This window comes from Thermosipho affectus, assembly GCF_001990485.1.
GTDB lineage: Bacteria > Thermotogota > Thermotogae > Thermotogales > Fervidobacteriaceae > Thermosipho > Thermosipho affectus.
In genome coordinates this window covers 217,063-242,843 of record NZ_LBFC01000018.1, presented here as the reverse complement: position 1 = coordinate 242,843, position 25,781 = coordinate 217,063, and the positions used below count along the sequence as shown (strand labels likewise).

28 protein-coding genes and 5 tRNA genes are annotated in these 25,781 nt (G+C 32.2%); 12 read left to right on the top strand and 21 right to left on the bottom strand.

Annotated features, from left to right (window positions below; all coding sequences use genetic code 11):
- Positions 1 to 21 precede the first annotated feature (21 nt).
- The 6 genes from tuf to XJ44_RS05490 form a co-directional block, all read right to left on the bottom strand.
- On the bottom strand, positions 22 to 1,224 hold the full coding sequence (tuf, locus tag XJ44_RS05515) for an elongation factor Tu (RefSeq protein WP_075666001.1): 1,203 nt from the start codon (positions 1,222 to 1,224) through the stop codon (positions 22 to 24).
- Positions 1,225 to 1,255: 31 nt separating this feature from the next.
- Positions 1,256 to 3,331 (bottom strand): elongation factor G, encoded by a 2,076-nt coding sequence (gene fusA, locus XJ44_RS05510; RefSeq protein WP_077198341.1) that lies wholly within the window; start codon positions 3,329 to 3,331, stop codon positions 1,256 to 1,258.
- 13 nt (positions 3,332 to 3,344) lie between these two features.
- Positions 3,345 to 3,812 (bottom strand): 30S ribosomal protein S7, encoded by a 468-nt coding sequence (rpsG, locus tag XJ44_RS05505; RefSeq protein ID WP_075665999.1) that lies wholly within the window; start codon positions 3,810 to 3,812, stop codon positions 3,345 to 3,347.
- An 18-nt stretch (positions 3,813 to 3,830) separates the two neighbouring features.
- Positions 3,831 to 4,205: a 30S ribosomal protein S12 gene (rpsL, locus tag XJ44_RS05500; protein WP_075665998.1), complete on the bottom strand. Its 375-nt coding sequence runs from the start codon at positions 4,203 to 4,205 to the stop codon at positions 3,831 to 3,833.
- 182 nt (positions 4,206 to 4,387) lie between these two features.
- Positions 4,388 to 4,462: transfer RNA gene (locus XJ44_RS05495), tRNA-Gln, on the bottom strand.
- 15 nt (positions 4,463 to 4,477) lie between these two features.
- A tRNA-Val gene (locus XJ44_RS05490) sits at positions 4,478 to 4,552 on the bottom strand.
- Between the two features lie 119 nt (positions 4,553 to 4,671).
- Here XJ44_RS05490 and XJ44_RS05485 point away from each other — a divergent pair.
- From XJ44_RS05485 to tmk, 12 genes are all read left to right on the top strand, one after another.
- On the top strand, positions 4,672 to 5,553 hold the full coding sequence (locus XJ44_RS05485; protein ID WP_077198340.1) for an RluA family pseudouridine synthase: 882 nt from the start codon (positions 4,672 to 4,674) through the stop codon (positions 5,551 to 5,553).
- A gap of 1 nt (position 5,554) precedes the next feature.
- A complete protein-coding gene (locus tag XJ44_RS05480) occupies positions 5,555 to 6,772 on the top strand; it encodes a hypothetical protein (protein WP_077198339.1) in 1,218 nt (405 codons plus the stop codon).
- Positions 6,735 to 7,997, top strand: coding sequence for a DUF5693 family protein (locus tag XJ44_RS05475; protein WP_077198338.1), 1,263 nt, complete (start codon positions 6,735 to 6,737; stop codon positions 7,995 to 7,997). The genes XJ44_RS05480 and XJ44_RS05475 overlap by 38 nt, the downstream gene beginning before the upstream one ends.
- A complete protein-coding gene (gene pyk, locus XJ44_RS05470) occupies positions 7,954 to 9,366 on the top strand; it encodes a pyruvate kinase (protein WP_077198337.1) in 1,413 nt (470 codons plus the stop codon). Before XJ44_RS05475 ends, pyk begins: the two co-directional genes overlap by 44 nt.
- Before the next feature lie 65 nt (positions 9,367 to 9,431).
- Positions 9,432 to 9,506 (top strand) — tRNA-Glu (locus tag XJ44_RS05465).
- A gap of 3 nt (positions 9,507 to 9,509) precedes the next feature.
- Positions 9,510 to 9,584: transfer RNA gene (locus XJ44_RS05460), tRNA-Arg, on the top strand.
- An 8-nt stretch (positions 9,585 to 9,592) separates the two neighbouring features.
- Positions 9,593 to 9,668: transfer RNA gene (locus tag XJ44_RS05455), tRNA-Lys, on the top strand.
- Between the two features lie 145 nt (positions 9,669 to 9,813).
- Positions 9,814 to 10,323 (top strand): translation initiation factor IF-3, encoded by a 510-nt coding sequence (gene infC, locus XJ44_RS05450; protein WP_077287532.1) that lies wholly within the window; start codon positions 9,814 to 9,816, stop codon positions 10,321 to 10,323.
- A gap of 11 nt (positions 10,324 to 10,334) precedes the next feature.
- Positions 10,335 to 10,538 carry a 50S ribosomal protein L35 gene (rpmI, locus tag XJ44_RS05445; protein ID WP_075665992.1) on the top strand — a complete coding sequence of 68 codons (204 nt, stop codon included), beginning with the start codon at positions 10,335 to 10,337 and terminating at the stop codon, positions 10,536 to 10,538.
- Between the two features lie 24 nt (positions 10,539 to 10,562).
- Positions 10,563 to 10,919, top strand: coding sequence for a 50S ribosomal protein L20 (gene rplT, locus XJ44_RS05440; protein WP_075665991.1), 357 nt, complete (start codon positions 10,563 to 10,565; stop codon positions 10,917 to 10,919).
- Positions 10,920 to 11,015: 96 nt separating this feature from the next.
- A complete protein-coding gene (gene rpsB, locus XJ44_RS05435) occupies positions 11,016 to 11,789 on the top strand; it encodes a 30S ribosomal protein S2 (protein ID WP_077198336.1) in 774 nt (257 codons plus the stop codon).
- A gap of 38 nt (positions 11,790 to 11,827) precedes the next feature.
- A complete protein-coding gene (gene tmk, locus XJ44_RS05430) occupies positions 11,828 to 12,421 on the top strand; it encodes a dTMP kinase (protein ID WP_077198335.1) in 594 nt (197 codons plus the stop codon).
- On the opposite strand, the gene fliQ is transcribed toward tmk, so the two are convergent.
- From fliQ to XJ44_RS05355, 15 genes are all read right to left on the bottom strand, one after another.
- Positions 12,410 to 12,676, bottom strand: coding sequence for a flagellar biosynthesis protein FliQ (gene fliQ, locus XJ44_RS05425; protein WP_077198334.1), 267 nt, complete (start codon positions 12,674 to 12,676; stop codon positions 12,410 to 12,412). The genes tmk and fliQ overlap by 12 nt on opposite strands.
- A 2-nt stretch (positions 12,677 to 12,678) precedes the next feature.
- Complete coding sequence (gene fliP, locus XJ44_RS05420) at positions 12,679 to 13,434, bottom strand: flagellar type III secretion system pore protein FliP (RefSeq protein ID WP_077198333.1); 756 nt, start codon at positions 13,432 to 13,434, stop codon at positions 12,679 to 12,681.
- Positions 13,431 to 13,634, bottom strand: coding sequence for a flagellar biosynthetic protein FliO (locus XJ44_RS05415; protein ID WP_231450344.1), 204 nt, complete (start codon positions 13,632 to 13,634; stop codon positions 13,431 to 13,433). Before XJ44_RS05415 ends, fliP begins: the two co-directional genes overlap by 4 nt.
- A 126-nt stretch (positions 13,635 to 13,760) precedes the next feature.
- Positions 13,761 to 14,123: a chemotaxis protein CheY gene (gene cheY, locus XJ44_RS05410; protein ID WP_077198331.1), complete on the bottom strand. Its 363-nt coding sequence runs from the start codon at positions 14,121 to 14,123 to the stop codon at positions 13,761 to 13,763.
- A gap of 4 nt (positions 14,124 to 14,127) precedes the next feature.
- Positions 14,128 to 14,583: a chemotaxis protein CheW gene (locus XJ44_RS05405; protein WP_075666719.1), complete on the bottom strand. Its 456-nt coding sequence runs from the start codon at positions 14,581 to 14,583 to the stop codon at positions 14,128 to 14,130.
- Positions 14,584 to 14,593: 10 nt separating this feature from the next.
- Positions 14,594 to 16,639, bottom strand: a complete 2,046-nt coding sequence (locus XJ44_RS05400) for a chemotaxis protein CheA (RefSeq protein ID WP_077198330.1) — start codon at positions 16,637 to 16,639, stop codon at positions 14,594 to 14,596.
- Between the two features lie 12 nt (positions 16,640 to 16,651).
- Positions 16,652 to 18,049, bottom strand: coding sequence for a hypothetical protein (locus tag XJ44_RS05395; RefSeq protein WP_077198329.1), 1,398 nt, complete (start codon positions 18,047 to 18,049; stop codon positions 16,652 to 16,654).
- The gene (locus tag XJ44_RS05390) at positions 18,046 to 18,825 is read right to left on the bottom strand and encodes a TlyA family RNA methyltransferase (RefSeq protein ID WP_143609001.1); all 780 of its coding nucleotides are present in this window, start codon (positions 18,823 to 18,825) and stop codon (positions 18,046 to 18,048) included. Before XJ44_RS05390 ends, XJ44_RS05395 begins: the two co-directional genes overlap by 4 nt.
- On the bottom strand, positions 18,822 to 20,150 hold the full coding sequence (locus XJ44_RS05385) for a hypothetical protein (protein WP_143608999.1): 1,329 nt from the start codon (positions 20,148 to 20,150) through the stop codon (positions 18,822 to 18,824). Before XJ44_RS05385 ends, XJ44_RS05390 begins: the two co-directional genes overlap by 4 nt.
- Positions 20,045 to 20,779 carry a tRNA pseudouridine(38-40) synthase TruA gene (gene truA, locus XJ44_RS05380; RefSeq protein WP_077198327.1) on the bottom strand — a complete coding sequence of 245 codons (735 nt, stop codon included), beginning with the start codon at positions 20,777 to 20,779 and terminating at the stop codon, positions 20,045 to 20,047. The genes XJ44_RS05385 and truA overlap by 106 nt, the downstream gene beginning before the upstream one ends.
- Positions 20,776 to 22,374, bottom strand: a complete 1,599-nt coding sequence (locus XJ44_RS05375) for a nucleotidyl cyclase domain-containing protein (RefSeq protein ID WP_233119522.1) — start codon at positions 22,372 to 22,374, stop codon at positions 20,776 to 20,778. Before XJ44_RS05375 ends, truA begins: the two co-directional genes overlap by 4 nt.
- Positions 22,375 to 22,586: 212 nt before the next feature.
- Entirely contained in the window at positions 22,587 to 22,796 is a 210-nt protein-coding gene (locus tag XJ44_RS05370) for a hypothetical protein (protein WP_077198325.1), read from the bottom strand.
- A gap of 34 nt (positions 22,797 to 22,830) precedes the next feature.
- Positions 22,831 to 23,919: an FtsW/RodA/SpoVE family cell cycle protein gene (locus tag XJ44_RS05365; RefSeq protein WP_077198324.1), complete on the bottom strand. Its 1,089-nt coding sequence runs from the start codon at positions 23,917 to 23,919 to the stop codon at positions 22,831 to 22,833.
- Positions 23,909 to 25,036: a radical SAM family heme chaperone HemW gene (gene hemW / locus XJ44_RS05360; RefSeq protein WP_077198408.1), complete on the bottom strand. Its 1,128-nt coding sequence runs from the start codon at positions 25,034 to 25,036 to the stop codon at positions 23,909 to 23,911. Before hemW ends, XJ44_RS05365 begins: the two co-directional genes overlap by 11 nt.
- The gene (locus XJ44_RS05355; RefSeq protein ID WP_077198323.1) at positions 25,005 to 25,778 is read right to left on the bottom strand and encodes a hypothetical protein; all 774 of its coding nucleotides are present in this window, start codon (positions 25,776 to 25,778) and stop codon (positions 25,005 to 25,007) included. The genes hemW and XJ44_RS05355 overlap by 32 nt, the downstream gene beginning before the upstream one ends.
- Positions 25,779 to 25,781: the final 3 nt, after the last annotated feature.

The window sequence follows — 25,781 nt, the reverse complement described above, 5'->3', positions numbered from 1 at the left end:
CCCTCTCCAAAATATTTATAATTACTCAACAATTGCTGTTACAACACCTGCACCGACTGTTCTTCCACCTTCACGGATAGCAAATCTCATTCCTTCTTCAATAGCAACAGGGTAGATAAGTTTAATTGTCATTTCTACGTTATCTCCAGGCATAACCATTTCTACACCTGCAGGGAAGTCAATTAATTCACCTGTTACGTCAGCTGTTCTGATAAAGAATTGCGGTTTGTATCCTTTTTGGAATGGTGTATGTCTTCCGCCTTCTTCTTTCTTTAGAACGTAAACTTGTGCTTTAAATGTTGTATGTGGTGTTATTGATCCTGGTTTTGCAAGAACTTGTCCTCTTTCTACTTCATCTTTGTCAACACCTCTTAACAAACATCCAACGTTGTCACCTGCAAGACCTTCATCAAGGATCTTTCTAAACATTTCAACACTTGTAACAACTGTTTTATTTACTTCGTAACTCATTCCTACGATTTCTACTTCATCACCGGGTTTGATAACACCACGTTCGATTCTTCCAGTAACAACCGTACCTCTTCCTGTAATAGAAAATACGTCTTCAACTGGCATCAAGAATGGTTTATCTGTTTCCCTTTGTGGTTCTGGGAAGTATTCGTCCATAGTATCAAGAAGCTCTTTAATTGGTGCATATGCAGCATCATTAGGATCATTAGATGCCTCAACTGCTTTAAGAGCAGAACCTCTTATTACTGGAAGATCGTCACCTGGAAATTCGTATTTATTAAGAAGTTCCCTTACTTCCATTTCAACAAGATCAATCAATTCTTCATCATCAACCATATCCGTTTTGTTAATGAAAACAATCATTGCAGGAACATTAACCTGTCTTGCGAGAAGAACGTGTTCTCTTGTTTGTGGCATTGGTCCATCAGTTGCTGCAACAACAAGAATAGCACCATCCATTTGAGCTGCACCAGTAATCATGTTTTTAATATAGTCAGCGTGGCCTGGACAGTCAATGTGTGCGTAGTGTCTGTTGTCTGTTTCGTATTCAATGTGTGCAATGTTAATTGTAATTCCTCTTTCTTTTTCTTCTGGAGCTTTATCGATTTGTTCATATGGTGTATAATCTGCTCTTCCAAACAAAGACAAGTACTTTGTTATAGCTGCTGTTAATGTTGTTTTTCCGTGGTCAATATGTCCAATCGTACCAACATTAAGGTGTGGTTTACTTCTCACAAACTTTTCTTTTGCCATAATTCACCCTCCTTTATCCTTTGTGGATAAGTTATTTTGAAATTATTTTTTCAGCAATCTTATCAGGAACTTTTGCATATCTTTCAAGTACCATCGTATAAGTTGCCCTACCTTGCGATAACGACCTTAAATCAGTTGCATAACCAAACATCTCGGAAAGCGGCACCAAAGCCTTTATGATTCTTAAATGTCCTCTTGATTCCAATGTTTCCACATGTGCACGTCTCGAATTAAGGTCTGCTATTATATTTCCCATATACTCTTCTGGAGTAGTAATTTCAACTTTCATTATAGGTTCAAGTAAAATTGGTTTTGCCTTTTTCACAGCCTCTTTAAATGCCATACTTGCTGCAATCTTAAATGCCATCTCGGACGAATCAACTTCGTGGTATGAACCATCGAGTAATATCGCCTTTATTCCTACCATTGGATATCCACCAATATATCCACTTTGAGCTGCTTCTCTTACACCTTCTTCAACTGCAGGAATATATTCCTTTGGTATAACTCCGCCGACAATCTTATCTTCAAATTCAAAAGTCTTACTCAAATCAATAGGTTCAAATCTCATTACAACATGTCCGTATTGCCCTCTTCCGCCGCTTTGTCTTATATATTTTCCTTCAGCTTCAGCGGGAACTTGAATAGTTTCCCTGTAGGCAACTTGCGGCTGACCTACTCTCACATTCGTGTTAAATTCACGTTTTAATCTATCTACAATTATTTCAAGGTGCAACTCACCCATACCTGAAATAATAGTTTCACCTGTTTCAGGCTCAACATATGCTCTAAATGAAGGATCTTCATCACTTAACAATGTTAAAGCCCTTGATAACTTATCCTGATCTTTTTTCGTTTCCGGTTCTACCGCTATAGAAATAACAGGCTCTGGGAATTCCATCTTTTCCAAAATAACAGGTCTCTTCTCATCGCATAATGTATCTCCTGTTTTTGTATCTTTTAAACCAATTGCTGCTACGATATCACCCGCTCTTACATACTCTACATCTTCTCTTTTATCGGCATGCATAAATATTAATCTTGAAATTCTTTCTTTTTTTCCTTTTGTTGAATTATACACATAACTACCCTTTTCAAGCCTTCCACTGTAAACTCTAAAAAATGTTAATTTACCTACATATGGATCCGCTTGTATTTTAAAAGCAAGGGCTGTAAATGGTTCGTTTTCATCTGGAACTATGTCTATTGTTTCTCCATTTTGATCCCAGCCTTTAACAGGTGGCACATCAAGTGGCGATGGCAAATATTCCAAAATTCCATCTAATAAAGGTTGAACACCTCTGTTCATTTTTGCAGAGCCACAAAATACAGGTGTAGCTTTATTTTCAATTGTAGCCTTCCTTAATGCTTTCTTTATTAAATCATTTGAAATCTCCTCGCCCTCTAAATACATGACCATTATATCATCATCAAGTTCTGCCACTTTTTCAAGTAATTCCTCTCTCATCTCTTCAGCTTTAGCCAAATATTTTTCGGGAATTTCTTCATAAACCATTTCTGTGCCCTTTTCATCAATCCATCTTATGGCTTTCATTTCAATTAGATCTATTACCCCTTCAAACGAATCCTCTGCTCCCATAGGCATTTGAACAGGAATTGGATTTGCCCTAAGTCTTTTTACCATACTTTCAACAGACATTTCAAAATCTGCACCTAATTTATCCATCTTATTCATAAACGCAATACGTGGTACATTGTATTTATCTGCTTGCCTCCAAACAGTTTCTGACTGCGGTTCAACACCTGCAGCAGCATCAAAAACGGCAACAGCTCCGTCAAGTACCCTTAACGCCCTTTCTACTTCAATGGTAAAGTCAACGTGTCCCGGAGTATCAATTATGTTAATACGATGGCCCTTCCACATACATGTTGTTGCAGCAGAAACAATGGTAATACCCCTTTCCTTTTCTTGAACCATCCAATCCATTGTTGCAGTACCATCATCCACACTACCAATATTATGCTTTCTACCTGTATAGAAAAGAATTCTTTCGGTAGTCGTCGTCTTACCTGCATCAATATGGGCCATAATACCTATGTTTCTTAGTTTTTTCAAGTCAACGTATATCGCCTGTATCTCCTTCATACTCTCCTCCTACTTACCATCTAAAGTGTGCAAATGCCCTGTTTGCCTCTGCCATTCTGTGAACATCTTCTTTCTTCTTAATAGCCGTTCCCGTGTTGTTAAAAGCATTGACCAATTCTTCACCTAATTTTTCAGCCATTGGCTTTCCTTTTCTAGCTCTTGCCGCTTCAACAATCCATCTTAATGCTAGTGATGTCTTCCTTGGTTCTTCGACTTCAATTGGCACTTGATATGTAGCACCCCCAACCCTTCTTGGTCTTACTTCAACGATAGGTCTGACATTTTCTACTGCTTGATGCAAAGCATCAAGTGGATCTTTCTTCGTCTTCTCCGCTAAAATTTCCATAGCTTTGTAAACTATCTTTTGAGCTATTGATTTTTTTCCGTCCCACATAACTCTATTTATAAGTTTTGAAACCAAAACATCATTATAAATTGGATCAGGTGGAACTTTTCTAATTTCCGCTCTTCTTCTTCTCATTTATATTTCCCTCCCAATTTATTTCTTAGGTCTCTTTGCACCATACTTACTTCTTGATTGTTTTCTGTTCTCAACACCTGCTGCATCCAATGCACCCCTTATGATTTTATACCTAATACCTGGCAAGTCTTTTACCCTTCCACCTCTAACCAACACAACTGAGTGTTCTTGCAAGTTATGTCCTATACCTGGAATATACGCAGTCACTTCTATCCCATTGCTCAATCTAACCCTTGCAATTTTTCTAAGAGCTGAATTTGGCTTTTTCGGGGTCATTGTCGATACCCTTACGCAAACTCCTCTTTTTTGTGGGTGCCCTTGTAACGCTGGAGATTTTGATTTTTCCTTAATTACTTTTCTTCCATACCTTACCAACTGATTAATTGTAGGCATCTAAACCCTCCCTTCAAAAACTATAAAATTTTTCCGTTTCAGCCACGCCGCAACATTTTACAAATTCTATTATAAACCCTTATAGCAAAATTCTCTTGAAAAATAAGTGAACATTTTGTTTCGTCCACTTTTTCGTGCGTTTTATGAATGATACTTAGAAAAAAAGAGGGCATCAAGCCCTCTGGCTGGGGCGGTAGGACTCGAACCTACACTGCTGGAGCCAAAGTCCAGTGTCCTGCCAGTTAGACGACGCCCCAACTAGAAAAAACAACTGGTGGGTGCGGCAGGGATTGAACCTGCGGCCTCTTCCGCGTCAAGGAAGCGCTCTCCCACTGAGCTACGCACCCAGGCCGACTTTTATTTTATCACACAAAAAAAACTTGTCAAGATGTTAAAATAAATTTACCTTCTTTGATTTAAACACAACCATAGAGTATAATAAAATAAGAAAGCGAGGGAAAAAGACATGATAGTAACAGAAAAAAATTATTATTCCAGATTGGACAAATTTCTAAGAAAAGAACTTAAAAATTTACCCTTGAGCGCCATTTACAAATTAATAAGAAAAGGAAAGATAATAGTTAACGGAAAAAAAATTAAAGATCCATCTTACAAACTTGAAGTTGGAGATGAGATAAACATTAACGAAGATACTTCTAAATACAATAGAGAAAAAAACAATCAAATCATTCCAATAAAAATGGAATTTGATATCATATACGAAGATGAAAGTATTTTAATAATAAACAAACCCGCTGGTATACCAATCCATCCAGGAAAAGGTACACATATTGCTACGCTAATTGAGGGATTAATGTATTTAGGCAAAAAGAAAGATTTTACACCTTACCTCGTCCATAGATTAGATAAACACACATCAGGAGTTTTCATTGTGGCAAAAAACGTTAATAGTGCAAGAGAAATTAGTGATATAATTTCTTCAAGAAATATAAAGAAAAAATATGTTACACTCTGTATAGGTAACCCTAAAAGGACCGAAAAAATAGAAATACCACTTGATAGTAAATATGCAAAAACCATATACAACAAGAAAAAAACATTCAAAACTGATCTTGGCTATTTCTCGCTATTGGATGTGGAAATTAAAACCGGAAGAAAACACCAAATCAGAAAACACTTGAGTTTAATAGGTTATCCAGTTGTAGGTGATAACCTTTATGGTAACAAAAAATTAAATAGAGAATTTAAAAGAAAATATGGACTAAAGCGATATTTTTTACACTGTAGTGAAATGACATTTGTCTATAAAAATAAAAAAATCAGGGCAATAGCCCCTCTTGCAAAAGACCTACAAGAAACTTTAAAAGCCTTAAAAATGGAGGAATAAATTGAAAAAAATACTTTTTTTCTTAATACTCCATATCTCATTGTCTTTCTTTTCTATTAACATTTATTTCAATACATATGATAACACCATTATAATAAATGGTGAAATTTACCCGTTTTTTGGAAAACCAAACAAATTTAGGGGAAAGATTATATCTTATTTCAAAAGCCCTAATGTAGAAAATTTCGAATTTCCAGACAATCTATTAGTACTAGAAGATGGGCAAACCATTGGAAAAAACGGGACAATAAAGGTTTCAAAAGATGTATTTCAATCTATATTAAAATTATACAAAATATCAAAAATTACCCAAGTTGTTATAGATGAATTTCCAATAGAACTATACGATGAAAAGATAATAGTAAAAAAAATAACCCCAAAAGATAAATTAAAAGAATATCTTGATTTGTTCCTAAAAGAATATGAAATCCTCAATTTAAAATTCTATTTTGGAGAATATAAAATAACACCTAAACCACCTAAAATAGATATTACAACATTTTCATTTCCAGAGTATGGTTTTTACAAAATACGCATAAATGACTATGGAAAGATACAGACTAAAGTTTATATAAACAATACTATTTCACCAACTGCTGGTGCACTTTTACCTGGGACATATACAATTTTTGTGTACGCGAAAGACGAATTAGGAAACGAATCAAGTCTCACCAAAAACTTATTCGTTCCCAAATCAACAATAAACTTTCAAGAAAAAGAATACGAATTTTTCTCACACACAAAGTACGGCACCCTAACTTTTATAGGCACCAAAAACTTTTACGAAATTTCACCATCTAATTCTACGATCACAACAATCACTGTAAAAGATACCACTCCGCCCAAAGTACTGTTAGAAAAAAAACATCTATTCGACAACTATTATGAAATAAAAGTCATTTCACAAGACTTTAACAAAACAAAAACTCTTTTAAAAATAAACAATCAAGAAAAAAAAGGAGAAATTTTCAAACTCAAGTATGGAAAAAATATAATTGCCGTTTATTGTGAAGATACTTTTAAAAACAACACTTTAAAACTCGAAACAATATATATTAACGAAAAAAATTCAAACTCTCTTCAATTTTTTGACCAAAAAAGATGGTTCAATATAGGAGGTATAATGATAAAATCCCCATTTATAAAAATATGGATCAATCCTAAAAGGCAAAGGAGGCATTATGAAGATAAAAATTTTGTCATACACATCGTTAAATAAGGTATTATTTATCTTTACAATAATTGCCTTACTTTCGTCTTTGATAAGAATAATTCCAGATATAGAAAACATGAAAACAAAAATAGTTTTTGAAGACTTAAATGAAGTCTTTTTCTCAGATGGAAAAACCATTCCTACAAAATTTTCCAAATATGTTGTATTAAAAGACGCAACAACTGTAGATATTGATATAAAAGATAAAGTATTTGGAATACTCGAATTTAATTCCTCATTCAAACTTTCTCAAAATTATGCAAAAAAATTAACTAATGTAATAAACGTACATTATATAAAACCTGAGGAACTAACAAAATACAACGAAAAAACTCTTTTCAAAAGACTTTGGCGTGCAGTGGTAGAAAGAAGTATAGATCTTATAGTTCTACCAAGAACAAAATTAACCGAAACTGTTGCAAAAAAATTCAACAACTATTTTCCAACTTCAGAACCTTCTCCTTATATAGTCAAAGCAAAAAATATAAAGTATGTTTTTCTTGTAATACTTGTACTTTTCGTATTCAGTCTTTTTCCATTTATTGCTTTTTTCATTCCCATTCTATACTTTTCATATGATTATTTTGTGTCAATTGTAAGTATTATTGGAACCATATTCGTATTTAAAAAGGTAAACAACAATATTCTGAAATTTTTTTCCTATTTTTCATTAGGAATATTTACCAATCTTTCCTTGTACGATTTTTACCATGTAAACAATATTGAAACTTTCAAATTAGTAAAACTTTCTCTAATCCTCCTTCCAGTGATTTTATTGATTGAACTAATAAACACTCAAAATAAAGAGTTTAAAAAATATATAAAGATATTATTACCTATATTCACTATTTTTGGGATATATTATATAATTAGAAGTGGAAATTACGGATTCGTTTCAGACTTTGAAAGAAATTTAAGAGAATTTATAGAAGACATATTTATAATTCGTCCAAGAACCAAAGAACTAATATTTTATCCTCTTTTATTCTTAGCACCCTATACTAAAAATATTTTCTTCAGAAAATTCTTTCAAATATTTGGAAGCATTGCTTTATTATCCACATTTAATACTTTCTGTCATATTAGAGCACCTTTGTTTATTAATGTCTATAGAGAACTGTTTACACTATTCATTTCAATTATTATTTTTTCAATAATTAATTTATTCTTTGAAAGGAGTGTTTTATATGAGAAAAACAAGAATAGTATCCACAATAGGTCCCGCCACTGAATCAGAAAAAATGCTTGAAAAACTTATCAAAACCGGAGTTAACGTATTTAGACTAAATTCTTCCCACGATACGTTAGAAGTACATAAAGAAAGAATTAAAAGATTAAAAAAACTACGAGAAAAGTTAAACGCAGTTTTTGCAATTTTAATAGACTTATCTGGTCCAAAGATTAGAACTGGGAAACTTAAAGAAGAATACATAACACTAAAAGAAAATAGCATAGTTGATATAACAACAGATGATGTGCTTGGCGATGAAAAGTTACTTTCAGTTAATTACGTTAGATTTCCATTTGAAGTAAAAAAAGGAGATAAAGTTTTGATAAATGATGGTGCAATAGAACTTGAAGTACTTGAAACAAATGATAATATTGTAAAAACAAAAGTAATTAGAGGCGGAAGAATAACACATCATAGAGGTGTCAACCTTCCAGGGGTAGATCTCTCAATTTCGGCAATTACAGAGAAAGATAAAGAATTCATAAAACTTGCAATTGAGGAAAATATAGATTTCATAGCACTTTCATTTGTTAGAAAACCTGAGGATGTAAAACTTGCTAAATCACTTAGTAACGGAATACCTGTAATTGCAAAAATAGAAACTGCACAGGCATTAGATTACCTTGATGAAATAATCCATGAAGCAGATGGAGTAATGGTTGCAAGAGGAGATCTAGGTGTTGAAATTCCTCTTTCAAAAGTCCCCATTGTTCAAAAACAAATCATAGAAACCGCTAATAGGTATGCTAAACCTGTTATCACTGCAACACAAATGTTAGAAAGTATGATTAAAAATTCAACACCTACAAGAGCAGAAGTTTCAGATATAGCCAACGCAATTCTTGATGGCACAGATGCTATAATGCTTTCAGCTGAAACATCAATAGGCGATTACCCCATAGAAGCGGTTAAGGTTATGAACGAAGTTGCAATAAATACTGAAAAGTTTCTTCTCAACTATGAATCAATTGAATTAGAATGGATAAGAAGTTATTACATATCAGAAGATCCAGAAACAGCTATTTCCCATGCAGTCTATAATCTTTCAAAGGATATAAACGCAAAATTGATAATAACAGCAACCGGTACAGGAAGAACAGCAATTAACGTAGCAAGATTGAAACCGAACGTACCAATAATGGCTGCTACTCCAAATATTTCTACACTGTATAAGTTAAGCCTAGTATGGGGTGTTATTCCTGTATTGATAAATCAAACACTCTCCACAGATGAAATGATAAATGAAGTTATGAAAAAAGCAAAAGAATTAGGATTTGCAAAAAAAGGAGACAAAGTTATAATTACCGCAGGTATTCCATGGGGGAAACCCGGAACAACAAATACACTTCAAATACAGGAAATAATTTAAAATCATGAACTAGACTACCTAAAAGTATTGACAATCACATCTTTTATGTTATTATATTTAAGTGTGGCCCCATAGGATAACGGCTAGTCCATCGGATTCTCAGTCCGAAGGTCGGGGTTCGATTCCCCGTGGGGCTGCCAGAGGCCCCAGTAGTTCAACGGATAGAACGGCGGATTCCTAATCCGCAAATGGGGGTTCGATTCCTCCCTGGGGCACCACAAAGTATGGGCCGTTAGCTCAACAGGTAGAGCACCTGACTCTTAATCAGGGGGCTGTGGGTTCGAGTCCCACACGGCCCACCAGGTTGTAGTAAAGAGGAAGCGCCCGCTTCCCACCCCAAGCGGAAAGCAAAGGGGTAAGTCGTTGTAATATAAAGGCACAAAGTTTCTAGTTTATAATAATTATCGGCGGGCGTTATGCTCGCCGATATTTTTTTAGGAGGGATGTATTATCGACAAAATTATTAAAAATGAGGAAATTCGGGCTTCAGAGGTTAGGGTAGTAGGTCAAGATGGAAAACAACTTGGGATAATGTCAACTGATAAAGCTCTAGAACTTGCTTATTCTCAAAAAATGGATCTCATTTTAGTTGCTCCAAATGCCAAACCACCAGTAGCTAAAATAATGGATTATGGAAAATACAAATATGAGCTTGCAAAAAAAGAAAAAAAAGCAAAGAAAAATCAAAAAATTATAGAAGTAAAGCAGATGAAATTCAGAATTAAAATTGATGAACACGATTATCAAACAAAAGTAAAACACATCAAAAGGTTTATCGAATCTGGAAATAAAGTAAGAGTGGTAATAATGTTCAGGGGAAGAGAGTTAGCATTTGCAGAGAAAGGCAAGGAAATCCTAGACAGAATCAAAGAAGATATAAAAGATATTGCAGTTGTAGAAAAACAACCCAAATTAGAGGGAAGGGACATGTGGATGATGTTAAAACCTAAAAATTGAGGAGGGAAAATATGGCAAAAAATAAGATGAAAACACAGAAATCTGCCGCTAAAAGATTTCGAGTAACCAAAAACGGCAAAATCATCAGAAGACGCGCATATGCGTGGCATAAAACTGGAAAGAAAAGAAGATCTACTTTAAGAAAATTAAAGTTGGAAGCAGAGGTAGCTGCATGTGAAAAGAATAGAGTATTGAGAATGCTCGGGAAAAAATAAGAAGACTTGGAAGGAGGATAAAATATGCGTGTAAAAAATGCAGTTAATGCAAAGAAAAAAAGAAAAAAGATAATGAAGGCCGTAAAAGGATATCGTGGAGCTTTAAGTAGAAGATATAGATTAGCCAAACAAGCGTATATTAAAGCAAAACAACATGCATATGTAGGCAGGAAACTCAAAAAAAGAAATTACAGAAAATTGTGGATTACAAGGATTAATATAGCAGCAAGAAATGAAGGCCTAAAGTACAACGAGCTCATTCATGGATTAAAATTAGCAGGAGTAAACATTAACAGAAAGATGCTCTCTGAACTTGCAGTGAATGACCCTGAATCCTTTAAGGAATATGTGAATATAGCAAAGCAAGCTATTGGCAAATAAAAATACTCACCCTTCTGGATTCCCTCCTCGGTGCCTAAAATTGGTCGGATGGGAGTTGAAGGAAGGGGTGGGAAAACCAAATAGGAGGTGGATTTTGTGGCGGTTGTTACGATGAAACAGTTGTTAGAAGCAGGTGTTCATTTTGGTCATAGAACACAAAGATGGAACCCAAAGATGAAAGAATATATTTTTGGTGCTAGAAAAGGTATATATATTATCGACCTTCAAAAAACATCAAAACTTCTTGAAGAGGCATACAATCTTGTTAGAGACAAAGCAGCAGAAGGTGGAACAATATTATTCGTTGGAACGAAAAAGCAAGCACAACAAGTAATCAAACAAGAAGCGGAAAGATGTGGTGCTTTCTATGTAAATCACAGATGGCTTGGTGGTTTATTAACAAATTTTCAAACTATAAGAAAAAGAATTGATAAATTAATTGAACTTGAAGAAATGGAAGCAAACGGTGAATTTGATAATCTTCCAAAAAAAGAACAGAGCAGACTTAGAAGAATTTTGGAAAAACTTAGAAAAAATCTCGGTGGTTTAAAAGAAATGGATAGAATCCCAGATATTATTTATATAGTTGATCCAAGAAAAGAAAGAAATGCAGTTTACGAAGCAAACCTTTTAAAAATACCAACTGTTGCAATAGTAGACACGAATTGTGATCCAGACGAAATTGATTACATTATTCCTGGTAATGACGATGCGATTAGGGCTATACAACTCATAACTTCAAAAATAGCAGATGCTTACCTTGAAGGTAGGGAAGGCGTTTCGTACCAAGAAGAATCGCAAGGACAAAAGAAAGAGGAAAATACAGAAGAAATTTTTGAAATTGAAGAAACTGAGGATGAAGAAATATAAAGCCCCCAAATTAGGGGGCTTTTTTGGAGGTTGTAAAAATGTTCATAACATTTGAAGGTATAGATGGCTCTGGCAAAAGTACTCAGTTAGATCTTTTGGCAAATTATTTGGAACAAAAAAATAAAAAAGTTATAAAAGTAAGGGAACCTGGTGGAACTATTTTAGGAGAAAAAATAAGGGATTTACTTTTAAATTTTCCCATGAACAGTCGCAGCGAATTACTTTTATTTCTCGCATCAAGGGCTCAGCTTGTAGATGAAATAATAAAACCCTCTCTTAAAAAAGGATATTTCGTGCTCGCAGATAGATTTACAGATTCAAGTATTGCCTATCAAGGCGGAGCAAGAAATTTAGGAATCGATTTGGTTGAAAATTTGAATTCATTTGCAACAGACAATATTTTACCCAATATAGTTTTTTTCATAGATATCCCAGTAAATATTGCAATCACGAGGATTTTAAAAAAAGATAGAATTGAAAAAGAAGGAAAAAACTTCTTAGAAAAGGTAAGAGACACATACCTTAAAATCTCGATGAAAAAGGATAACTTTTACGTAATTGATGGAAATCAAGACGTAGAAGGGGTATTTCTTCAAATAAAAAATATAGTCGATTCTTATTTAGATCATTGATATATACTTTTCAAGTATATTTCTTGCCAAATCAATCAAAGATTGCATCATCCACCCACCTAAAAACAACAAAGTCAAAAACAACACAATAATCCTGGGGGCAAACGTTAAAGTTTGCTTATTTATTTGTGTAGCAGCTTGAAAAATGCTTATTATAAGTCCAACCAGAAGACTAATCAAAAGAGGTGGTAATATAACAGTTAAAAGTGTCTTTATCCCTAAGCCAAATACATCTAAAAAAACCTCTATTGTCAAAATTATCCACCCCCGAAACTTTTTATTAAGCTTCCTATTAACATATCCCAACCATTCACTAAGACAAAGAGCAAAATCTTAAAGGGTAGTGACACCAATACAGGTGGTATCATTATCATTCCCAAGGATAATAAAATACTGGCAACCACCATATCCATAACTATAAAAGGAATGTATAATAAAATTCCCATTTTAAAACCAATCTCAAGTTCTCCAATTATAAATGCGGGAATTAATATAGAATTTGGAGTTTTTTCTATATCACTGATATTTTGCCCAACGTTTTCCGCCAACATAAAGATATTATCTTCGTTGTGGTGCACCTTTATTTCAGTCAGCATAAACGTTCTAAACCTATCCATAGTTCTTGAAAACATCTCTTCGTAACCTATCTCAGAGTTCAAATATGGCGTAATGGCGTTGTTATATACATCATTCCACACAGGCTGCATTATAAAAAATGTCAAAAACAAAGCAAGCCCTATCAAAACTTGATTTGGAGGAGTTTGCCTTGTACCTAAGGCATTCCTTACAAAAGAAAATACAATTATAATACGCGTAAAAGAAGTAAACAAAATTAAAATACTCGGTGCCAATGAAAGGATTGTCAATAAAAGTAAAATTTCAAGAGTATTCACAAGCTCCCTTGGCTGTTGAGTTGGGGTTATCTGCAAAGAAATTCCAGGAAGTGGTATTTCATTCTGTGCAAAAACAAAAAACGAAAGCAATAGTAACAAAATTACTACTCTTTTTTTCACTTTTTTCCACCTTTTTTTACAACGTTTTTGAAAAATTCAAACTTAAAATCACTCTTTTCAAGCTCACCAGATTCTATTGAATCAAATTTTTTTATAACTCTTCCACCGTTTTCGGTAATCAACAAAGCATAATATTCATCTAAAATCCTAACAATTGCTATGTAAGAATTTCTCGTAATAAACTTCCTTTCAATTACCACAATAAAACGTCCCCCTACACTCCGGGGGACTTTATTCCTGATTAAAAAATAGGTAACAAACATGACTATGGAAAAAATAAGAATAGAAACTACAAATCCAACTAATGTAGAAATAACACTCTCCCCCTAACCTGATACTTTCTGAATTGCCTCAATTACCCTTGCTGCTTGGAAAGGTTTAACTATAAAATCTTTTGCTCCCGCTTGAATTGCTTCTATAACCATTGCCTGTTGTCCCATAGCACTACATACAATAACTGTTGCATTTGGATCTATCTTTTTAATCTCTTTAATAGCCTCTATACCATTCATTTCCGGCATTGTAATATCCATAGTCACGATATCTGGTTTTAATTCTTTGTATTTTTCCACAGCTTCTTTACCATTTGCCGCTTCTCCCACTACTTCATGACCTGCTTTGGTAATAATATCTTTCAACATCATCCTCATAAATGCAGCATCATCCACAATCAAAATTTTCTTCCCCATTCTCTTATACCTCCTCCACACCAATTATTTCATCCAATATCTCCTCAATATCTAAGTATACCACAAGTCTTTCACCTTTTTTTATTAATCCCTTTGCTTTCTTACCATAAGTATCCACATCTCTAAACGCTTTATCAATTTCTTCTTGAGATGTTCTTAAAACTCCCTTAACATTTTCTACCAAAAAACCTACTTCAATATCTCTTATTTTCGTAATAATTATCTTTTTAAACTCTTCGTTTTCTATGTTGTGGCATATTCCACCGAGAATTTTTTTCAAATTAACAACTGGTATAATCCTACCTCTTAAATTAATCACACCATCTATTACCTCTTTTGATTTAGGCACAGGGGTAACTTCATCCTTATCAATAACTATTTCCACATAATCTACATCAAAACTCATTTCTTGATTACAAACATTAAAACTCAAAACTTCAAATTCCGTTTCTACACTCATTCTATCCACCTCACTCCACCAAATTTAAGGTGTCAATTATCAAAGCAATACTTCCGTCACCAAGTGTTGCACCACCACTAAATTCTTTTACATCTGAGAACAATTTTCCCAAAGATTTAATAACAATATCCTCTTGCCCAATCAAACTATCCACAGCTATACCGTATTTTCTATTTGCGACTTTAACAACAACAACATTCAATTCTTCGAACTCTTTACCATGTTCTATCCCAAGTATATCCCAAAGCTTGATTATTGGAATAACTTCTCCTCTCTTAACAATTACTTCTTTATTTTGAACCATCTGTATTTCTTCTGGAACTACAATTAAAGTACTGTCTATTACGGAAATAGGAATTGCATAGATATAATTCTTTACTTTTACAAGCAATGCTTGAATAATTGCAAGTGTTAATGGCAATTTTATAATAACCTTTGTACCTACACCTTTTTGAGATTCTATCTGCACGGTCCCATTTAAAGATTCTACTGTATTCTTTACCACATCCATTCCTACACCTCTACCAGAAAGTTCACTTACTTGATCCTTTGTTGAAAATCCAGGCATAAACAAGAATTCATATATTTTTTCATCTGGTAAAGTAGATGCTTTTAATTCATCAACCAACCCCTTTTCAATAGCTTTTTTCAAAATCTTCTCTCTATCCAAGCCCCTTCCATCGTCTTCAACTTCTATAACAACATTATTACCTTCATGTCTTGCAGATAAAATCAAAGTACCAACAGGGGATTTTCCCTTTGCAATTCTTTCTTCTTTTGTCTCTATACCATGATCGATTGCATTTCTTATCAAATGAACGAGGGGATCTCCTATTTCCTCAACAAAAGTTCTATCTAATTCCGTATCCTCACCTTTCATTACAAAATTTATCTCTTTTCCCAAATTCTTTGAAATATCCCTAACCATTCTTGGAAATCTGTTAAACACATAAGAAATAGGCACCATTCTTACCTTCATAACTATATTTTGCAAATCAAGTGTGATTCTACTAAGTTGTGCCAAAGATTCATCTACTTCTTTTATATTATATTTCTTCAAAATCTCAATTATCCTACTTCTTGCTATAACCAATTCACCCATTAAATTCATTAATGTATCCAATTTTTCTATATCAACCCTTACCGTTTGAGTTATTTTAACCTTTTTCTTTTTAGTTTCTTTATCATCTTTTTCACTTTCTTTTTTAGTTTTTTCTCTTTTTACTTCTTCTTTTTTTTGCTTAATTTCAACCTTTTTAACTATAACTTTCTCAACTTCGGATACAGAAGATAATTTTTCTTGCAATTTCAAAGGTTCTACCTTTACAAGCACATATAACTCAACTTCTCTATCAAATTTTTCATTTTCTATATCTTCCACACTTGGTATACTCTTTATAACTTCACCACCCAATTCTTCAATTCCATGGAAAACCATGTACATTCTTGCAGATTTTAATTGAACATTTTCTGCTAAGATAACCTTTGTATAAATAAGATTATATCCTTTTTTCTTAGCCTCGTCTACCACATGAATTAGTGCCTCATCAGTTTCATATATATATTCCTCCGAAGAATCTTCGGAAGTTTCTTCAACTTCCTCTTCTTTAACTTCTTCTTTTTGTACATTGCTTTTGGATTCTTCTTTTTTTGCATTAGCATTAACAACTTGTCCTTCTGCTAGTTTTTCAAATACTTCAACCAATCCACTTACATCTTCGTCTATTTCCTCTGTTCCTTCTTTTGCAATTTTATCTAACATTTTATCAATTAAATCTAAACCATTAAACAAATAATCTAATTTATCAGAATCAATCCCAACCTTTCCAGATCTAACTGCATCGAGAAAATTTTCCATTCTATGACAAAGTTTTGCCATATTTTCAAATCCCATTGTTCCAGCCATACCCTTTAAAGTATGTAAAGCTCTAAATGCAATATTTATATACTCCATATCTTCTGGATTTTTTTCCAAATCTAAGAGTGCATCATTTAATTGCTGAATATACTCTCTTCCCTCATCAATAAACACACTTAGATATTCTTCAAATGACATATATGTCACCTCCTACATTATATCCAAAAAATAATTTATAAAATATCCCGATTTTTCCTGCCAAAAAATCACTTTTGAATTTATCCTAATTCCAAGAAATTTGTATACCAAATCTCCTATATCTAAAAACACTTTTACATCATAACTTCTTTTTCTATCCAAAAAGTTATAAGCGGCTATATCCATTAACTTCTTTACCCTGGCTTTTTTTGCATAATAACTTTTCTCAATATTACTTACTACAAAAAATTGTTCATATTCGTAAAAATACAATTTAAATTTCTTTGATATATTTATTACCCACTCATCTTTTATTTTATCATATTTTGCCAAATATTTTTCAAAAATTTTTTTAATATTTTCATAACCATCGGATAATTTAAACAAAAACGCCACAGAAACACTTGTTGAATCATCCACATCACCTACAACGTAAAAAGTTGAAGTGGAATTTTCTATTAAATTCTCTGCAAGGTTATAAAACTTTGTTAAATCCGTGCTTTCAATGGTAAAAACCCATGGTTCAATGATCTTCAAAGCTTCTTTTGAATCTTCAACTGTTATACCGGCAAAATAATTTCCCAAAACGGGTATATTTTCCATTAAATCATCAACCAAGGCATTTCTTTTGTAATAATTATTCGTTTTTTGATGAATTTGTATTCTTAAGACTCCATCTTCAACTTTTCCCTTGAAAAATAAGTATTCAGTCTTTACATTTCCGCCTTCCACGGTAAAAGGTAAATTAATCTTTAAAGCACTTCCTTTTGAATATCCACAAATCCAAGTATCTTCCTCTAAAATACTAGAAATAGATTTCTCCACATTTGAAAATTGTAGCTCTGGATTTTTATATACGGAAATTAAATACTCTAAAGTTGTTTTACTACCGGAAATAATATAATAATCTTTGAATTGCTTAGCATACAAAAAATCACCAATAAAAAACACACCATCATCTATTTTCACTTTTTCATCAAGAAGTTTACCAAAATAACTTGAAATTTCCGTTGCATTGTCCGTTTCAAATATCAAAGCAGAATCTTTTGAAAGATTCCTCAATATATCAAAATAATAATTTATATCAAATGATAAGGTATCATCTAATACCACTTCTCCACCCTTGGATAAAAACAAAACATTTTTCGAGAAAATTCTAAGGAATTTCTCTTTGTCTATTCCCTCTTTATAGCCCATGTTTTCAATGTAGTTTATGAAGTAATTTTCAAAAGAAAGCCCTTCATCAGACAAGACAAAGTTTACAAATGGCACTTTTTTTAAATCGCTATAGATCTTTCCAGTATTCTGAAATTGGATAAATAAACTATAATCCAAAGGAACAAAGTTTAGGATATTTGAAAAGGCAAAAACAACGATAAGTAAAAAAACAGATATCAAAATTTTTTTCATCTCAACTCCTCCCAGGCTCTTTTTACAATGCTTTCAATATCTATTTCTTTTTCTTTCCCTTCTATTTTCAAATACAAAAAGTATTCAATATTACCATCTGTACCTTTAATCTTTGAAAAATCAATTCCTACAGGCTTTAAACCTTCATCTAAAGCAACTCTAATAACTTTTTCCAGCACTTCTTTATGAACTATTGGTTCCCTAACAATTCCACCTTTTCCTACTTTACCTTTACCCGCTTCAAATTGTGGTTTTACCAAAACAACAGCTTTCCCCGATTCTTTTAATATTTTCTTTATAATAGGAAAGATCTTTGTTATTGAAATAAAAGAAACATCGCAAACTACAAGATCCACTTTTTCAGGTAATTGTAAATTTCTTGCATTTGTTTTTTCTAAAACTATTGTTCTTTCATCACTTCTAATCTTCCAATGTAATTGTCCATATCCCACATCTACACAATACACCCTTTTCACACCATTTTGAAGCAAAAAATCTGTAAATCCACCTGTAGAAGCACCTATATCACATGCAACTTTATCCTTTATCTCAAATGAAAAAGAGTTAAAAGCACCTTCTAATTTATAACCACCACGACTTACATACTTTTCCTTTTGTTTTATCCTTATATTTGAGTTGATATCAACCATTTTCCCTGCTTTATCAACACGCTCATTATTAACAATTACATTTCCCGCCATTATAAGTCTTTTGGCCTTTTCCCTACTTTCAACTAAACCTTTTTTTACAAGAAGTACATCTAATCTTTCCTTCATCTTTTTATCCTCCATGTCCCATCCAAAGTTATTATAAAATACTCTTTTTCATCGTACAACAAATTTAAGTAGTTTTTAAATTTAACATCTTTAAAGTGGAAAAAATCCCCATCAAACCACACCATTTTATACCTCGGACGTATAACTATACCTCTAACAAATTTTACCTTCCCATCCTCGATTAAAAAATCATCACTTATTTCAGATATATCCTCTTTCTTTTTTGACCAGATATCTATTCTAAAAAGTTTTTTATCTGCATTTACATACAAATACTTGCCGTAACCCACACCGTAAAGTTTTTTAAATTTTTCCTTATATAGAACTCTCCTTTTACTCAAATCAAATACAACAACATCACCATTTACAAAAGCCAAAGCAAGTAGATTACCGCTTACAAACCAATCAAATGGGACATCTGAAAACTTATATTTCCATGTTCTTTCCAAATCACTTAAACTACCATCAGAATAAAGCGCAAAATTATTAAATACATCCAAAACAGATACTTTATTTTTTTCTAATATTTTCTCATACCAATAGTGCTGGGAAATTATTCTTTTTTCACTCGCAAAAATAGGTAGTTCTGGAAAATCAATGCTCTTTTTTCCCAAAATTAACTTTCTACCATCATAAACAAAACTTCCGAACAAATATATCCCACTTACAAAACTTTGTACATTTTCTATCTTTGTATCCTTTCCTATGTATACCACATTTCCATAAAAATCATAAAAACCTTCCTTGATGTATCTTATTTCGCTACCCACTTTAACTTTGTACATATTCTCCATATGCTTAATAACAAATGGCTTAAAGACATTTTCTACTATATAAAAATTCTCTTTGATGGGATCAAAAGCTATTGATTTTTTTGGTATATTCTTTTTTTCAAAGACTTTATCCAAACTTTGAAATAAATCATCCAGAGAGTACGATAAAGATAAAAAGTTATCTTTTTCTATATCTTTGTACCTAAATTTCCAGGCTATTGCGTCATCTTTTCTTTTTAAAAAAATATACACAGGCTCTCCTATACCTATCAAATATCCCCTTTTGTAAAAATAATTTTCAACGTAAAACTTTAAATCATCAGGTCCTTCGTACAAAAGAGTTATAACAGGTTGTTTTAACCATTCTTGTATAATTTGACTTGCCTGATTGGTAATTTCATCTCCCATAAAAAATATCACACCACTTGCTTCAAATGTAACACCTATCAAAATAATACTTTGTACAAGTACAATCCATGTGGTGGTGCTGTACCAGCGGCCTCTTGTCTGGAACGTGCCTGCAAAATTTCTTCTATTTTTTCCGGTGTCCATTGACCTAATCCCACCCTTACCAAACTTCCAACTATATTTCTCACCATACTTCTTAAAAAAGATCTACCTTCTACCCTAATTAATATCAAACCGTTTGTTATCTCCAAAACCCTTATTTTATATATTGTTCTAACGGGATTTTTCTTATCATTTCCCTTTTTAAAAGATGAGAAATCATGTTCTCCCTCCAAAAAACTGCTAGCTTTCCTCATTGCATCAACATTCAATTTGTATCTAAAATGCCATACGTAATTTCTCTTAAAAACATCTTTTTCTCTCATGCTAATAAAATAGTGATATATCCTTTTTTTTGCGGCAAATCTTGGATTAAATTTTTTGTCAACTTCCCAAGCTTTTTTTACATATATATCCTCTGGAAGATTAGCATTCAAAGCATTTTTTATATCTTTATCAGTTAATCTATCAATCGGACAATTAAAAGCTGCAACTTGACCATTTGCATGAACACCTGCATCGGTTCTTCCCGCTCCCTGAGTATATATCCGCTCTTTAAATATCCTTTCCAGTGCATTTTCCAACTCACCTTGAACAGTTCTAACATTTGGTTGCCCTTGATATCCGAAAAAATTTGTTCCATCGTATGAAAATTCTATTGCAAAACGCTTCATAAAGCCATGATCCTCCCACCACCAGATTTTTTTGCAACTTTTAAAGCTTCTCTTGCTTTGCTTAACAAATCAAAATAAGAATTCTCACCTTCATCATGTACTAAACCTATACTAACCGTAACATTGAATTTTTCTAAAAGTTTCTCGTTAAACTTTCCAAAATACATTAAAGACTTTAATTTTGTACTATTTGGAAACAAAAACACAAAATTTTCTCCACTCAACTTATAAAAATAAACATCTTTTCTTTCCTCAAAATAATCATCTATATATTCGGAAATCATTTCCGCATATTCCGGCCCTTTTTCAAAATTAATACTATCAAAATTATCAATATCTAAAACTCCCAATACAACTTCTTCGCTATTACCTATTACAGATTCACAAAACCTCACAAATTCCGGATAAGATAAATACTTTAAATCTTTTGAAATCCAATATCTTGCATATGGCGTTCTCTTTAAAAACTGATATACAAACCATGATAACGTTTTTAAAAGCTTCAAATCGTTAACCGATGGTCTCATACCGGTAACTGGTTTATCAAAACTTATATATCCTATCATATTAGATTGATCATCTAAAATTGGAACAAGTAGTAAATCTTTTGGTTTCCAACTATTTTCATATTCAAAAGACATGTAATTTTCAAAGACATAAGAAACTTCTTCCTCCAAAGACACGGCATCTTCTGGAACAAAATAACAACCTTCTCTTTCAAATCGTTTTGAAAAATATTTCATAGTTGAATCTATTGATATAACCGAACTCCTTAATTTAAAAAACACATCATCGGTTATACCAGCTTTTGCAATCCTTAAAATCTTTTTATCTTTCCTATCAAATAAACTTAACAAAGCGGCTTCATAACTTGATGTTTTACATATCATTTCTAATATATTATCCAATCTTTCTTCAAAATTTTCAATATTTTCGTCGTAAATAAGCTCTATTAAATTCATCAGATTTTCATTTTCTTGTTCCAATTTTTTTCTTTCTATTTTCTCAACAAGCATAATATTATATGATTTAATATAAAAAACTACAACAAAAAGATATACTACATACATAAAGGCCAAAAACAAAAACGGAAAAATTTTTACTTCAGAAAATAGATAAACAACGGAAATTATAAAAGACCCAAAAAATATCAATAAATAACTATTTAAAAGAGGATTTATTAATTCTTTTATTAACTCTAGAGAATAAATAGACATCCAAATAAAATTTGCAAGTAGTGCACCTAATATAAAAAGTGGTATCCTTAAAAATTCTTCACCTGCCAAGTAATATAAATAAGTACCAGCAGAACACATCAAAAAAGATAATAAAGCTCTTAACAACCTATTTCTCTTGGATGTCAAAAACCAAATAATCGGCAAAATAACGGTAACAGTTTCAGGAGTAATAAACAATAAATACGGAAGTGCTATCAAAAGTTCAAGTGAAAATTTGTACTTTGAAACATTAAGATCCAAAAACCTTGAAATAAATACAGATAAGGCAAAACTCACTACAAAAAACCAAGAAGTAGAAAATACAAATTTATCCGTCAAAACTAAAAGGAAAATACCAATAAATAGGGAAAAAATCACCAAATATAAATTTTTCTTTATAACAATCCCCCCTTGTACTTCTTATTTTAACATTTTTTATCAAAATTTTGATAATTTTCCAGAATGAAAAATAAGGATTGGTTAACAAAATATTAACCATTTCAAAAAATAAAAATGAACTTTTTATTAAATTTATATTTGAAATAGTTTTTCCCTAATTAAATTAAAGAAAGCAGCCTAAGGCTGCTTTCTCAAACTAGTTGATCAATCCTTTTCCCACTGTATAGTGCACTTGCAATACGTACCAACTTCAAATTCATGTTATTTTGTTGATAAGTCATAAAACTTAATAGTTGTGCCATCTGCTCCTTAGACATAACCGTATTCTTCTGAACTGAAGTCTCAACTGCTTTACTCATATGTGGTGTATATGTTATATTTCCTACTCCGGCTATTCTCAAATTATCACCTCCCTATATTACTTATCGGAAAAACTCACTCTTGGTTATAGATCCCCGCAAAAATAATACCAAGCCCTATGGAAAAAGATAAAATAGAGCTTCCACCATAGCTTACAAATGGTAGTGGAATGCCCGTAACGGGAAAAATACGGCTTACCACACCCATATTAATAACCACCTGAAACAACATCAAAACAGCATATCCCCATATAAAGTATCTGACAACATCATCTTTCACTTCATCGGCTATCTTTATCAAGTTACTTACGATAAACAAATAACTGATTACTATTAATAAAATTCCAAAATATCCAAAATTTTCCCCTATTGTTGCTATAATAAAATCTGATTCAGATTGTGGAACAAAAAAATAATACTTTCCCAGCGCAAGCCCTGTACCAAAAAATCCTCCATTTCCAATTGCATCGTATGCTTTTTTCACTTGCCATTGCATTTCATTTGACAAAAAAGCCTTCAGCCTATCCAATTGATAATCGTGTATAAATCCTATTTCTTTTAAAACAAACGCAATTAACACTAAAACTAAAATTAGAAAAATTACTTGAACTAATCTTGCACCTGAAAAATAAAGCAAAGTAATTGCAACCAACAAAATTAAAAGAGTGGTACTCAAGTCTGGCTCTATAAAAATTAAAAACAACAATGGGCTTATCAATAACAAGGGTTTTAACAGTCCAAACCAAATGTGCTTTATCTTTTCTTTGTTATCTTTTATATATATCGCCAAGAAATAGATCACAAATATCTTGGCAAGTTCTGAAGGCTGAAATGTCACAGAAAAACCTGGAATTTTTATCCATCTGTTTGCTCCATTTACTTTGTATGAAAATGGTCCAAAAAGAGGTAACAAAAGAAATCCAACAACTATTAAATAAAAAATCCACATTAATGCTTTATTTTCAAAAAAATCTTTCTTCAAATAAAATGTCAGAAATGTAGAAACTAGTATACCAAATAATATATAAAACACATATTTTTTAAAGAAAAAATTCATTCCAAAATCATAAAAATCCCTTGCAAAATCTATTGTATACAAAGCTACTGAAGCGACTATAAACAACGCAAAAAGCGCCGTTATCAAGATCAAAATACTATATCTCATAAAATTCCTCCCAAAGCATTAACAGCTCGGACAGGAACATAGACGAAAAATCCATACCTTTTTCACTCAATCTCACACCGTCAAAAAAAGAAAATTTCCTTTTTAGAATATTTAAAATTGCTTCCATATTTAAATCCAAATGTACCAACTTCCTATCAATTCCCCATTTTGTCCTAAGCATCATAAATATAGTTTCCAATACTTCTCTGATATTATTATTCTCGGAATTGTATCCATATGGATATTCTCCTAAACGCAATTTTGAAAAATAACTTTTAAAGTCAGAAACATTGTTATACCTAAATTTTTTTAAATGACCACCTGCAGCTAATCCTAAACCTATGTAATCACCGTTAGCCCAATAAACTAAATTGTGTTTTCCATACTTTTCATTTAACGCAAAGTTTGATATCTCGTATCTCTCATATCCTTCTTTTTTAAAAAAATCCAACAAGGCATCGTATCTTTCAAAAGACTCTTCAGATATTCTCTTTATAATCTTTGAAATAAAAGTTCCTTCGTGAATTTCTAACAAGTACAAAGATAAATGAACGGGATACTCAAGTCTTACAAATTCCACTATTTTTTCAACGCTTCTCCAATTCTCCCCTGGTAAACCTACTATAAAATCTACGCTTACATTGTCAAAAATTTCGCTGGCAATTTTATACGCCTTATATGCCTGATAACTATCGTGAGATCTTCCTGCCTTTTTTAATACCTCATCGTCAAAAGACTGGATTCCCAAACTAATCCTATTCACACCTAAAGATTTGTAAAAAAGCGCCTTTTGCCTATCAAAAGAATCAGGATTAATTTCTATAGTAAATTCTTCTAAAAATAAATATCTATCTATGTGGAACAAAATCTTCTCAATATAATGCTCATTTATATAACTCGGGGTTCCACCACCAATATATAGGGTCTTTATCCCTTTTTTCAAAAAACTTTCATACAAACTTATTTCTTTTATCAACGCTTCTATATAATTTTCCACACTACCTTCTGTATAACTAACAAAATCACAATAATAACATTTCTTTTTACAAAAAGGTATGTGAATATAAAGTGATACTTTATCTAAATCACCAATTAAATCTGATAGAGATTTTTCCATCCCAAACAACAAATTCTCCTTTCAAAGGTTGTATTACGTAAAATCCCGTAAAATAGTTAAAATTAAATATATCATTTGTAGGAGAATAAACGTACGCATATCCAAATCCCCTTATCTTACCAAGATCAAAAAATTTTCTAATTCCTACATCCAAATAAATCTCTTTAAAATTACTACCAAGTCCCCCTAATATTCCTTGTTCTAAAGAATTATCCAAAGGATATAAATAACCCAAAAAATATTTTCCAGCTAAATTTAAAAAATAACCGGAATAATCCTTATATTTGAAAAAATACCTATTCATAGAATAACCAAAATCAAATCCCTTTTTTAAAAACAAACTCCTCGTGTTTAAAGAAATAGGACCTATTGCGTAAAAAGACTTTGAAAGAGAAGAATAAAATGCGTAATCTTTTGAAACAAAAAATTCCAAATTTTGAAAACTATTGGGAATTTGCAAAACTTCATTTTCAACATAAAGGTAAATTCCAAAATTACTCCCCACAAAAAAAGCACCTGAAAATGCCTCTTTACTTTGTGGAATTTTGACTTTCAAAAACCCTACATCCTTTACCGTATAATATCTTGTTTCAGTAGAATAGGAAAATCCCACTCCAAAACTATCGCCCAGTTGCATAAAAAAAGGCGGAGAGTTTAATATAATTGAATTATCAAAAATCAAAAATTCTCCTGAAAATATGGCTATTGAAAACACTAAAAAAAGCAACACAAATTTTTTCATTTT